Source organism: Pseudoalteromonas sp. T1lg24 (assembly GCF_002964745.1).
In the GTDB taxonomy this organism is placed as follows: domain Bacteria; phylum Pseudomonadota; class Gammaproteobacteria; order Enterobacterales; family Alteromonadaceae; genus Pseudoalteromonas; species Pseudoalteromonas spongiae.
The window spans coordinates 375,794-388,335 of record NZ_PQCB01000016.1; the positions used below are offsets into that span (position 1 = coordinate 375,794).

A 12,542-nucleotide genomic window follows, 5' to 3' on the forward strand; every position below is an offset into this window, starting at 1 on the left:
AAAAAGCCCGTAACTAGTTTAAAAGTTCTGCGGCGTTAACCGGCTGTCGTTCAGATTCAGAAATTTCAAAAAATGCCATCGCTTTTACGCCAACCATGGCGGCAATGATGTTGCCTGGAAACACTTGAATTGCGTTACGTAGTACACGATTTGCACTATTAAAATTTCGTCTTGCAGCGGATATATGCGCTTCTACATCGGCATAAGTACGCTGCGCATCAAGCATTGTTGCATCAGATTTTAGCTCTGGGTAATTTTCTACCGCAATCATCAAGCCAGATAGCGAGTTTTCTAACTGACCTTCAAGTTTAAAACGTTGTTCGTTGTTATTGCTGCTGGCAGCATTTAATACATCAGTTCGTAAACGAGTTACTTCTTCAAGTAGCTCCTTTTCGTGCGTCATAAATTTTTTCGCGATTGCTAATACATTTGGAATTAAGTCGGTGCGTTTTTTAAGTTGCACATCAATGCCAGAGAACGCTTCTTCCATCGCGTTGCGTTTGGTTATTATTGAGACATACCACGCATAAAAAATAACAATAAAAACGACTAAAATTGAAATGAGCAACCAGTTTGCTGTGAGAAATTCAGACATAATTGTTTCCTTTTAACTTTATCAATCCTTTTAATAAACGGGCTAGTGTTAGTTTGTATATGACTTAGCAAAGCCCGTCTAGGTTTCAACCATTACCTTAACATTTAAGTACATCATTTTAAATTACATAAATCTCAGGTATGTTGAATTTTGCTGCGCTATTTTAGCTCTTATTAACTGTATTTTTTCGCGTCGTTCGACGTAACACCTAATCCGAAACGCTATTCAAACTGCGATAAGCAATCATAAATAATCAACAGTTTTTAATAACTAACAATTCGTACAATGTTACTCTTGGAAGACGCATTTTCGACGTATAACTGCAGGCCTGCAGCGTTATTGGGAACATCAAATTGTATTTGCGTATTGGTAATATTTGACGGGGTTACTTTTAATGCGCCAATGACAATTTTGCTGTCTTTTGTAAAACCAACGCCGTTTAAGGTAAACGGCTTGCCTTTACTAAGTGATATTTCACTGTGACCAAAAATAAGCGGAGACGCGTTATTAAACGCATCGACTTTCATTTCATTTGTTTTGCTATCAGCGTCGTAAATAAACAAGGCATACTTGCCTTTTGGCACATCAAAATTAAAGGTTAATTGATTAGCGCTTACGGAGTTAGGTTTAAAGTTAAATACATTATTGTGTTGATACACAACCACAACGGGGTCGTTTAACGCACTAAAATTATCACCTATTAACGTAATTGCGTCACCAAAACGATAGCGTCCTTTTTCAATCACATTGTTAAAATTTCCACCCAATTCATTAATTTGAATAAAACCTTTAGCAAATGGCTTTACTTTAGAAGATGGATTTAAATCAAAGGTATCAAGTACTTTATCGTTATCACTGTCTGATGCAAAAGTATTTGCACAAAACAAACAACCCGTAATAATAGCGATAACATAACTTCTCATAATTAACTCAAATTGTGACTACTTTATTAAGTTAGTCATATACCATTTATTAATAAAGATGTTTATAAAAATATTGCACAAAAGTGCGTTTTTCTCGACTGTTAACACACAGCGTTGATAATGATGCTGCTTTATTTATTCTCGTATCTAATTTGCAATCTCTAAACCTAATTTTATACCAGCCACGAAAGCGTAAAAAACAATGGAAACAACAAAATATAAATAACAGGCCAACGTGCGATACGATATTTGACCTTTACCCCGCGCGCCTTTAAAAACGCAATGAGCAATTCTGAATTTTTGATGTTAAATGTATGCACCCCGTGAGACACGTTTAATATATCCGTTAGGGAAAAGTGCGTTGTAATGTATGGACCAAATTTGAATAATGGGGTTAGCGGTAAATAATACACGGTAATACTTACGATATTGGCATATTTTATAAAGTAGTCTTGCTGCCCTTTTAAATCAGGAATACTCACACCTTTACGGGTAACAAAAATATCTGAGTTATAACAGGTACTACGCTGAAAAAAAGCCTGTAACCACACTAACAATATAAAAATAAACGGTGCTGCCATTAATATAACGCTTGTTTGTGATTCTCGTGTATTATAAAGCGGGCCAGCATCGATAAAAAATGCAATAACCATTGATGCAATCAACATCATTAAAAACGAGGTAAACCGTGTATAAGGTATTCGCCGAGTATGCGCTAAACATACTTGGTGTTGGTTTTTAAGTAACTCTTCGATATTCATTATACTTTATTTTGTAGATAATACTTTTTAGACAAATGAAACTTGGTTTGTATCTGTTGAAGAACAATATCTTGGCAGCAAAACTTTTACTAGCATCAAGTAGAAAATAACGATTTACATCAGAAACCCCATGGGTGTTTAAATCATTATTTATACTTGAATACGCGAATACTATTACTTTGCGCAAATTTGTTGCGTACTTGGAAATCGCGAACATTAGTTGACTTTGGTACTTTAAATGTCAGTGAATCATTTGAGATGACTGTAGGTTTAATGGTTTTATCGCCAAATTGTACCGTGGTATCTATATCAAACCCTGTACCAATTAACGTGTATTCTTCGTCTCTCGTTAAGATAACTGAAGTGCTGCCAAAAATAAGCGGTGCGTTTGCAGCAAAAGGTTCAATATATAAGTCATTTGTACGCTTCTCATTGCTGTAGACAAATAACTTGTATTTCCCTTGCGGCACGTTAAGTTGAAAAGAAATGCCTTTATTGCCTAATTCGACCTGCTTTACGTTATAGCTTCGTACGTTATCGTAAATTACAACCACAGGGTCTTTGATCTTATCGATACCCATGCCAGTCAGGGTAACTGTATCGCCTATGCGATAACGCCCTTTTTCAAGTTTGTTACTGAAGTTGCCTGATATTCGTGACAATTGAATTATTGGCAGGTCCTCTATCGACATTGTTTTAACTTTTTGCTCCGGCGAACTGTCATAGATATCAAACACTTTATCATGATCTGTGTCTTTTTCAGTTTGACTACTTAAGAGTGCCCCAGATGCCATTACATCAGTTGTAAGTAGGGAGAAAAGTAACAAATAAGTAAGATGCTTCATATACTTCCTTGTATATCTAGTTTAAGTTGAAAAATATATCTCAAAGTATTTTTTATCTTATGGCGTATTCCTGTTAAATACATTAATAACCAAATGGAAATACATGATAGTGGTACCATTGATTATTAGTTAAATAAAACGTGCATGTCGCTGTGAACGTCTTTGATTTAGACGTCGCGTCATATTTAACTAGATACCATTTTTCAGCTTCTGGGTAACTTTGCATAAAGTTAGGAGATTTAGGTACCCATACTCTAGATTTATCATCATTGTATTTAAAATTTGTTTCTTTTGAATAATTTTTTGAAAACGAGTTCATTGAAGTATCAATACGTTTATTCAGAAATTTACCGCCATCGGCTTTAACCTTATCTGCAACTTGATCTTCAAAGGAATCTCTATTTCCTGATGCGATACTGGTTAGAATTACCTCACAGCGTTCAACCAATGAATTTTTATCCTGAACGGATACATCAGCAGTAGATAAAGAAAACATCAAACTAGTCATTAACATAAACTATCCTTTGTTTATATCGAATAAATTAAAATAAGAGGTACCAGTCACTTTAATTATTGTTTGTTCTAAATAGTTAATACAGACCTTCCATTGTTAACTGTGTGGTTGACTAGTTTTTTAAACCAAGGATCTTAATCCTACATATGACTTTATTACAATTAAAGAAAGCAATTGCAAGATTACTCATTCGTTACAACTAATAAATAACGCTATAAAAAGCTATCACTGAATAATGCTCCGCTTATCGCAATTACACAAAGTACTGGAATAATTAACAAAAACATACGTGTCATTTTTAATATACCAAAATGTGTTCTTTCGAAACTAAGCGGGTAACCAAAGTAAGTTAGTAAATAAAGCATTGATTGAATTGGAAAATAATCCACTTTTAGTGTGATGGTTTTTTTAGAGATTGACTTTATTGTTAACTGTAAGGCGCGACAAGACAAACTATGACGCGTAGTATTTTGCATATACTGCACTTTTATATCGTCTTTTGCTAAAACTAATTGCCGTTTTTTATGACCAATTAAGCGATTTGCTGGCAGCACTAGCGCGCTGTTACTGATTGACACAAACAGTTTGCTACCAGTTTGATAGTACAAATTCACCAGTATCATTCGTAAAACTAAATAACGTGGCACAATGGGCAGATAGACTAAGGTTAAGTCTCTAAAAGCAATATTAACTATTGCAACGTGATGATTAACTAGCGGAAACAGCGAAACTGCTAAAAGTAGTACAAAGAAAATAAGTTCAAGCCAAAAAGGTAATGGATAAAATATCTTTGTTACTCTTAATTGGATAATACTGTTTTCACACAGCTCATTTTTACCGTTAAAATCGATGTATTTAAACCAATGTGTATTGTCGGTTGTTATCGTCTCTTCCATGGGTTGTTTACCACAATCCTTTTTATTTTAATAAGTTGATCATGTACCACTTGTTATCTAAGAGCGCAAATTTACAATAACCACCTTTAGTAGCGTCAGCATTGGTAGTCCTATTAATACTTTCAAAAGAATACCTTACCCATATTTCTACATTATGACCATGTCTATCAGATGAGGTTTTAACTACGTAATTATCTGACTGCTTTGCATTATCAAACACTTTTACATCTTGTATTGTAAATTCATTGATACCATTGTAATTTTTGACATAAGCCCAGTCGTAAATTTCATTTACAAAAGCTTGATACTGAGAATTTGTAGCATCAATCGGTATATAGATACTTTTCAATAATTCAACGTCTTTGTTTTTTACAACCTCAACGGCCTTTAAACAGTTTTCTTTGGGTATTGCGACATCAATTGTTGCATGGGCATAGGATGATAGCGTAATCGCTGTTATTGTTATAAATGGCTTTAACATATTAACGTCCTTATTATTTTAGTGAACTAACTTTCAAGCAAGCTGCGTGCTTATGTTAGATACTTAGCTTTTCTTAACAAGTGCTCGCGATAATGCTTTTTCGAACATTACTTCATATTTAGCGATAAAGTCTTCGGTTTGTTGTGTTCTATTTTTATAACTAAAAAACGAACTATCCTGCTTTATATGCTCTGTTGCCTCGTCTATATAACGCTCATATATATTAGACGCTTGGATTATAGCTATAAATTCTTTTGTACTTAACCCCTTGGATTGATATACGTGTGTCATAGGCAACGCAATACAGGCGAGTGCTGTGGATTCAAAGCAAAAGTCTACGCGCGTTTGCCCATTAAAATGAATTGCGCTTAAGTATGCCTGTAACTCACCAAGGTTATCTTTGGTGTAAGTAAAAACAACTTGTGACTTTTCATCGGTTTTGGTCAAAAGGAATGTATCACCCGTAATAGGCTTTGCCATTGTGGGGTAAATACCACCAATTGCGTCAATCGGTTTTGCAAATCTTTCACTTACGTTAAACGCAATAGATTGCTGAACACTATAATTAACGTAATTACTTTGACCATGTTGATTTGTAACTGAGTAACTACTACCCGCTACATTATGTGGTACACGTACCGTGATTTCGTTAGGTGAAATCATAGTGGCTTTAACTGGCATGCTTTTAAACAGTACACTAGTATCATTATCAAAATTGTCACCGTTTAACACGATCACTTCCCCGGGAATTAGTACTTTAGGGTTTAGCGCTGATAATAATGGTAACTGCCCACTTTTAATTTCAATTGGGTAAGGCTCTGACTTAAATCTGCCAGCAACGATAGTTACATTTGCATCACCACTTGCATTTGGCATCACAAGTCTCATGACGGTATTATCGTTTATTTTATTTACTTTGCTGGCGATTACGTTGTAGTGCTGCCCTTTCTTGGTTTTTATTATAACGACTGGGTTTTCTATGGATTCCGGATAGCCTTCAACTATTAACTCAATCTCATCGTTAGCCCGTGTAAAATAATTTACTTTACTATTATCAAACAAGGTATCAAGTGAGGAAATTGATAAACCGCCTGTTCGTTGCCACGGCTTAACTTTTAGTTTTTCAAGTCTATATTTATCGTACATATCAAATACACCGTCATTATCATCATCTAAATCTAGGTGATCAATAAAACGATCATTATCAAAATTGTTTGGTTTATTGCTAAGGCCGCTTTCTGATTTATCCTCTATACCATTACCATCAGCATCCTTATCGAGATAATTAGGCATGCCATCATTGTCGAGGTCGTTTGAACCTTCGATGCGGTCGCTAAATGTGTCGTTATCAGAGTCTGTATCTAACCAATTTGGTATGCCGTCGCTGTCGAGGTCACTATTAAATTGATTAAACTCCATTCCATCGAGGATCTTATCTTTATCCTGATCATTTGATTGTGTGTTAGCGCCAAATGCAGTCTCTTTGATATCGTCTAGCCCATCGACGTCACGATCAGAAAAAAATAAAATTTCGTACGTAAAATTTGGTGTACCTGCGTAGTTTTCATCAATAACACTTAGTTGGTATTTGCCAGCAGTAAAAATTGGAAAGTTCACAACGTAAATATTAGGTTTTTGGTATTTGTACAAAAAGATTTCATCGATAACGCTACCGGTTTCATTTGAAACATATACTTGCGGTTTAAAGTCTTTTGAATTGGTGTAAAAAACGGCAGTTAACGATTTACGTTCTGCCACTTCAAATTGATATAAATCTCCCTTATCTTGATTTGAAGATATTACTCCTTTTACACGCACTCCTTGAACGAGCTTAATCGGTGTTGCTATACCAGGATTATCGTTTGGCTCCTGCTCAAGGTAAACAGGGTATTGTGATTTGCGAGCATCGAATGGGTAATCATCGTTTTCATCTAAAACGCCATCGCCATCTTCGTCTTTGTTTTCCCAAGTGCCCTTAGGCGCTTCGAGGTTTTTATTAGTAGGCGCCGCAAACGCGCCTGCGTTATATAATGTGAACGCTACTAACGCTATACGAAAAATCATAACAATCCTTGTTATTTATGTTAGCGATCAAATCACTGTTAAGAAGCAACCTTCGCAAATAAAAACGCTATAAGTGAATTCTCCATAAATCGCTATCTTTTATTTTTTCAAAAACACAACCGTCATTTGATGAAAATTTCTCCCCATTTGTCCAGTTTATGAGTACTTGTGCGATGTTATCTTGCGTTTTATCTGAAAGACGCTTTTCTTTAACGATATAGTTACCGGCTTTTGACACTCTTTGTTCAAAGCGGGCTGCTTTCTTTAACAAAGCTTGCTCGGCTCTTTTAGCTTTTTCACCTTCAAACCACACTTTATCTACAAATGACTTTAGTGTTTCTAAATCTCCCTCTTTTTGCGCTTGTTGATAAACATCACATTTTTCTATAAAAATTGGATCTTGATTATTTTTTGCAGCGATACCATAGTTTGGCGATGCATTAGCTGTAAACGTAGTTACAGCTATTAATAACGTTGATAAAGATAATGATTTCATTAATTTTCCTATAATTTATGGAGGGAAACGTCCCTCCATAGTAATTAATCAATTAACTTGAACTTATTTAAGGTTAATGATTCGTCTTTAAATTTACAACCTACTGGTTGAGACACGGCGCTATTATTAACTCTAATATTAATAATTTGGTTAAATTGGTAACCGTCAGGTATATCGACTTTACGAGATGTGCTACCGGTTAATACTTCTACATTGCTTGAGAAACATACGTAATATGTTGCTCTATTGTCGGGTATTGTAATGCCTGACAGTTTGATAGAATAGTCACCAGGCGTTAACGAAATTGTTTTTGTTAATTTGTTTTGACCTTCAGTGGTTTGATCAACGAGAGTATCACCGATAAACAACTGGAAACTATCGTCTTTTTTATTTCCGTTGTCACCAAATGTGAGCATGATTTGTGCTTCTTTAATTGTGACATTTGTATCTACGGTTTCGCCATTTACTGTCACACTTAATAAACCTGATACCGCAGAATCAGGTACTAACACTGTTAAAGAAGTCTCGCTAGCATATACAACTTCAGCTGTAACTAATTCGTTTGCCGCGTTTCTAAACTGTACGATGTTATTATTCGCTTCCGGTGCAAATCCATACCCAATAATCTCAACTTCAGTATTAATGTACATAGGATTAGGGTTAACTTCGCTTATAGTTAATCCGTTACCCAACTGTAAGTAATTAGGTGATGCATTTTGAGTTTGAGAGTTCGCCACTAAATCATCTACTCTTAATTCAACTGTAACTTTTGAGTCGTCGACAAGCTGCTGTGCTATCTCTGTGGATAAATAAACGACAGCTTCTGTACAGCTTTCATTAACCGTATATGAATCTCTAATTTCCCCTCTATTCTTAATCGGTATAACTTTTTCTTTACCTGTAGTAAGATCTTTATAGGCAATATCTGGATAAACTGGGTCGCCCCAAAAATCAGAACGTGGGCATAAACCAATTCCTGTTAATGTAATCGGTTGCCAAGATGCATCATTAGTAATGTATTCAGGTGACATTTTTAGTAACTTTAGTCCCCAATTCACTCGAAACTCATAACGAGTTTTAAGCGCAAATAAGTCATACCAAGCTTCTACTAAATTGACAGCATCACTTACTTTTTTTAACTTATCATAAATGACTAAAATCTTACCGATGTACGGTATAAAGGATTGCGCTAATTTTTTAACTTCTTCTACCGCTAACGCTTGTAAATATCCGCCAATATCAAAACCATATTCATTAAAAATAGCGGAAACAATTGGACCAGGCTTAAGCATTAATAAGCCTTTTTTTTCATTATCCAAGATTTTTTCCATTTCTTTTAAAATGTCTTTTTGATCTTCTACTGTTAATTTACCATCACTGAAGGCATCATCAATCGAGTCTAAGAAACCTGGTGTTGCCATAATTACATTCGTAATATGATTGGTCCTACTATCAGCGGGATCAACAACATAACCTTCAGGATCAATAGGGTTTTCTAACTTTTCTTTTTTAGAAACGATTTCGGTCACATACTGAAATGACGGAATAATGACTCTGTCAATCAAGTTGCGAATAAACAGTTTTCTCGACACTTCAATTTTACTTTGATCAGATAACGGATCACCGCTAAACCCAGGCGTTAATACTTCGATAAGGCAATTTTTGAATTGACATACTTTGAGATGTGTATCTGCCGACCAAAGAGAAATGGCAAACACTCGATACTCAGAAGGGCTAAGCATATCTCTGTCAATCATAGAGGTAATATGGCTATATACTTTTGGCTTCTTGCCTTGTTTATCTCCAGCATCAATTCCAGTTGCTGGTGTACCTTTTGGGTTAAGGTCTTGATCTAGTTCATATACTGCCGCACTTAAGTACATCGGTGTACTGTTTTGAACTTCCGTGTATCCGTCGTAATCAAATAAACTTGTTACACCTTTTCTCGTCGGTTCGACCTTAATTCCATCTTGCCTATCTTCTGGGTGAATAATTGGACGTTGCGGGTCACTTGATACTGATTGCCCTCGAGCAAAAAGACCTTCATTCTTACCCACTCTTACCTGTTGCGACTGTTTTTTCGCCATTTCTGCAATTAAGATATCCCTAATTTGAACTAGCTTCATTTCTAATGCATATTCTTCATCAGCAAGGAAAACTTCATAATCCGAAGCTAAACCTTGCTCATAGTAAGATATAATTTCTTGGTATTCAGCCAACTCAACAAGTGTGTTTAATGCATTAGTTTTATATGCGTCGTCTTTATTTAAAAATAATGGCGTTAGGATATTTTCTTTAATAAAACTCTCTAACGAAAGCTCAACACTAGTCTGACCTTTGAACAATATAGTTGATAATATTTCTTGCTCGTTATGCCAAATACTCAACTTTGTCTCATCAATATCTACCACCAACTGTTCTGGCAAATCTTGCAATGAGGCAATCTCTTGCTTTGTAGGTAATACTTTAAAAGGTCCTGTTAACCCCTGATATACTGAAGGAATATTTACTGACGTTTGCAGTGATTTACTTTCGTCAATTGCAAAGAAGACCTTGTTACTCTTTCCATATGAGTTTTCTACATGCAAATAATTAGACTGTGTATTTTGTGGGACAACAAAACTAATAGAGTTATCGCTTTGCCAAGTAACCGCTGTTTTATATTCACCAAGCACTATGTCTGATAGAGAAGTGAGGTTTTCTCCATCTATAACAACACTGGTACCGGGTGTAGCACGTTTTTCGCTAATAGAGTAAATAAGCGGTGTTTCTGGGTGCAGTAAATGCAGCTCGACACTATTGGTTTTGTACTCGTCGGTTGCAACAAACACAGTTAACGGTTCTCCGCCCAGTTCAACAGATTCATAATTTGGTACAACAATAGTGAGCTTATCAGGGTCGTTGTTGTTGATCCTTTCGTTAACGATCGGTATACGTTTATCACCTTTCAAAACAACTACAGTGGCATTTGTTAAGTCTAGATTCTGGCCATGTAATGTAATAGGCCAAAAAGGACGGGCTGTGTTTACCATTGATTCTGATTCAGATAATGATAGTGTCACCTGAGTTAACACAGCATTAGTTTGTTGACTTGAATAATCAATAGGCGTTAGCGGAGCTTTATCGAATATATCGAGTACCCCATCATTGTCATCATCTATATCAACAACATTTATTAGCGAATCTCCATCGCTATCCAAAAGCTTTTCATCAGCCTCAAACGTTGCCTTGTCGGACGCACCATCGTTATCACTGTCCTTATCAATGAACGCAGGCAGTTTGTCCGCATCAAGATCCGTTGTTTTTTCAAACGTATCTTTTATGCCATCGTTATCACTGTCTTCATCTAACCAGTTTGGTACCGAATCATTATCACTATCGTGAGAAAATACATTGCGACTTGAAAAAGCATAATATTCATTTCCATCTACTACGCCATCACCGTCTGTATCTTGAACTAAGTGGTTTAAGCCTAGCGCTTGTTCCATTTCATCTGGCACGCCGTCTCGGTCTGAATCGATAAATGCGATAACCTCATATTCGAATAATTCATCATGAATACCATTCGCATCTAATATTGAGAAATTCAGTTGTCCTGCTTCTTTTGGTCTGATATTAATGGCAGCACCCAATGGATTAACGGTATCTATTTTAAGTTTCACATGTTGAACAGCTTTACCTTCGTTAGTTAACACTCCAACGGTTGGTGAAAATCTATCTGCTTGCTTCAAAACTATAAAAGTAATTAGGTCATCGTTATCAATAATCTCTTGTGTTACGTCAAATTTGAAATCATCAATATCAATATGTTGGTTAATGACCCCCTCTACTCTAAAAGGGACTGGACCAATATAGTTTGCTTCACCAACGTTATTGTTAAATTCTTCTTCTATGTGTTCAGGAAAAACCGCTTTGCTCTTGTCAAATGGAAAATCATCGTTTTCATCTAAAACGCCGTCGCCATCTTCGTCTTTGTTTTCCCAAGTACCGGTTGAAGGGTCAATCTGGTCATTGTTCCCGCCGCCATCATTACCACCATCGTCGTTACCATCGTCGTTACCATCGTCACCGTTTCCATTTCCTGGTTCAACAATATCTGGTTCTTTTTCAATAGGGTCATTACAACCAGTTAAGCTGAGCGCTAGCACGCAGCTTAAAAACATCGCTATAAGCGTTTTAGTTTTCATTTTGCTTCCTTTTAGTCCTTTAAATCTTAAATGGTGTTTGCATTCTAATTAACGCGTAAGACTTAATTGAAATATAATAATCGCTGTATCCACTCCCCGCGCCTGCAATAGCCCCCAGTGCATTGCAGCCTAATTGGTGCTTGTGCGGGCTGTACATTACAAACTCAGCGTCTAAAGGGTTTGGCGATGGATCAGTTAGGGTTAAAATTTTCCCTATAACCCAATTCGCAATGGGTACTTCTAATTTTTTACACCAATTAACTTCGATCTTAAGCAAATTGGCATCTTGAATATTAACGTGCTGTTCATCTGTGATTTTTTTTGCATCAGACTTACGATACATAAGATTGTCATTAGGTATTTCTTGCCAACGATTACCGTGGCGGTCACTCCTAGTTACTTTGTGTTTATCAAAAATCTCAGGCGTCGGGCTAAGAATATTTATTTGGGCACCTGCTTTGGCAATCGCACTTCCCTCAACGTACAACTTTGACATTAAATAAGCCCTACCAACTTCAAGCGCACTTGATTCATCTCGCATAAATATTGGCACCATGCCTTGTGCTAAGGCATCTCGCATTTTGGCTTTACTTCCGTTATTTAACGATCCTGCTCTTGCTGCTTCAAATGTGGCTGCATTAAGCGTCATTTTGTCGCGATAGATAGTTGCCCATTGAATCAACAGCATTATCATGACAAGAACGATAGGGGCTAAAAACGGAATGCTGATCGAAAATTCAGCCATTGCTTGACCGGTTTGAAACTTTCTACTCATCATTA

General features: G+C 36.2%; 11 protein-coding genes. All 11 read right to left on the reverse strand.

Annotation, left to right across the window (positions count from 1 at the left end; all coding sequences use genetic code 11):
• Positions 1 to 13: 13 nt before the first annotated feature.
• A complete protein-coding gene (locus C2M30_RS09110; RefSeq protein ID WP_010560125.1) occupies positions 14 to 595 on the reverse strand; it encodes a LemA family protein in 582 nt (193 codons plus the stop codon).
• Positions 596 to 858: 263 nt separating this feature from the next.
• The gene (locus C2M30_RS09115; RefSeq protein ID WP_105171417.1) at positions 859 to 1,518 is read right to left on the reverse strand and encodes an IPT/TIG domain-containing protein; all 660 of its coding nucleotides are present in this window, start codon (positions 1,516 to 1,518) and stop codon (positions 859 to 861) included.
• 173 nt (positions 1,519 to 1,691) lie between these two features.
• A complete protein-coding gene (locus C2M30_RS09120; protein ID WP_158683358.1) occupies positions 1,692 to 2,279 on the reverse strand; it encodes a hypothetical protein in 588 nt (195 codons plus the stop codon).
• 146 nt (positions 2,280 to 2,425) lie between these two features.
• A complete protein-coding gene (locus tag C2M30_RS09125) occupies positions 2,426 to 3,124 on the reverse strand; it encodes an IPT/TIG domain-containing protein (protein ID WP_158683360.1) in 699 nt (232 codons plus the stop codon).
• A gap of 82 nt (positions 3,125 to 3,206) precedes the next feature.
• On the reverse strand, positions 3,207 to 3,638 hold the full coding sequence (locus C2M30_RS09130; protein WP_105171420.1) for a hypothetical protein: 432 nt from the start codon (positions 3,636 to 3,638) through the stop codon (positions 3,207 to 3,209).
• A 212-nt stretch (positions 3,639 to 3,850) separates the two neighbouring features.
• The gene (locus C2M30_RS09135) at positions 3,851 to 4,534 is read right to left on the reverse strand and encodes a hypothetical protein (protein WP_105171421.1); all 684 of its coding nucleotides are present in this window, start codon (positions 4,532 to 4,534) and stop codon (positions 3,851 to 3,853) included.
• A gap of 22 nt (positions 4,535 to 4,556) precedes the next feature.
• Positions 4,557 to 5,015 (reverse strand): hypothetical protein, encoded by a 459-nt coding sequence (locus C2M30_RS09140; RefSeq protein WP_105171422.1) that lies wholly within the window; start codon positions 5,013 to 5,015, stop codon positions 4,557 to 4,559.
• A 63-nt stretch (positions 5,016 to 5,078) separates the two neighbouring features.
• Positions 5,079 to 7,079: an IPT/TIG domain-containing protein gene (locus C2M30_RS09145; RefSeq protein WP_105171423.1), complete on the reverse strand. Its 2,001-nt coding sequence runs from the start codon at positions 7,077 to 7,079 to the stop codon at positions 5,079 to 5,081.
• A 67-nt stretch (positions 7,080 to 7,146) separates the two neighbouring features.
• Complete coding sequence (locus tag C2M30_RS09150) at positions 7,147 to 7,575, reverse strand: hypothetical protein (RefSeq protein ID WP_105171424.1); 429 nt, start codon at positions 7,573 to 7,575, stop codon at positions 7,147 to 7,149.
• 44 nt (positions 7,576 to 7,619) lie between these two features.
• Positions 7,620 to 11,762, reverse strand: a complete 4,143-nt coding sequence (locus C2M30_RS09155) for an IPT/TIG domain-containing protein (RefSeq protein WP_105171425.1) — start codon at positions 11,760 to 11,762, stop codon at positions 7,620 to 7,622.
• Positions 11,763 to 11,781: 19 nt separating this feature from the next.
• Positions 11,782 to 12,540 carry a TadE family protein gene (locus tag C2M30_RS09160; protein ID WP_234004705.1) on the reverse strand — a complete coding sequence of 253 codons (759 nt, stop codon included), beginning with the start codon at positions 12,538 to 12,540 and terminating at the stop codon, positions 11,782 to 11,784.
• Between the last annotated feature and the right edge of the window lie 2 nt (positions 12,541 to 12,542).

Bases quoted from the DNA above. Each gene is read 5' to 3' on its own strand.
- C2M30_RS09150 (WP_105171424.1), bottom strand. From the start codon at position 7,575: ATGAAATCATTATCTTTATCAACGTTATTAATAGCTGTAACTACGTTT.
- C2M30_RS09115 (WP_105171417.1), bottom strand. From the start codon at position 1,518: ATGAGAAGTTATGTTATCGCTATTATTACGGGTTGTTTGTTTTGTGCA.
- C2M30_RS09155 (WP_105171425.1), bottom strand. From the start codon at position 11,762: ATGAAAACTAAAACGCTTATAGCGATGTTTTTAAGCTGCGTGCTAGCG.
- C2M30_RS09120 (WP_158683358.1), bottom strand. From the start codon at position 2,279: ATGAATATCGAAGAGTTACTTAAAAACCAACACCAAGTATGTTTAGCG.
- C2M30_RS09140 (WP_105171422.1), bottom strand. From the start codon at position 5,015: ATGTTAAAGCCATTTATAACAATAACAGCGATTACGCTATCATCCTAT.
- C2M30_RS09135 (WP_105171421.1), bottom strand. From the start codon at position 4,534: ATGGAAGAGACGATAACAACCGACAATACACATTGGTTTAAATACATC.
- C2M30_RS09125 (WP_158683360.1), bottom strand. From the start codon at position 3,124: ATGAAGCATCTTACTTATTTGTTACTTTTCTCCCTACTTACAACTGAT.
- C2M30_RS09145 (WP_105171423.1), bottom strand. From the start codon at position 7,079: ATGATTTTTCGTATAGCGTTAGTAGCGTTCACATTATATAACGCAGGC.
- C2M30_RS09160 (WP_234004705.1), bottom strand. From the start codon at position 12,540: ATGATGAGTAGAAAGTTTCAAACCGGTCAAGCAATGGCTGAATTTTCG.
- C2M30_RS09130 (WP_105171420.1), bottom strand. From the start codon at position 3,638: ATGTTAATGACTAGTTTGATGTTTTCTTTATCTACTGCTGATGTATCC.
- C2M30_RS09110 (WP_010560125.1), bottom strand. From the start codon at position 595: ATGTCTGAATTTCTCACAGCAAACTGGTTGCTCATTTCAATTTTAGTC.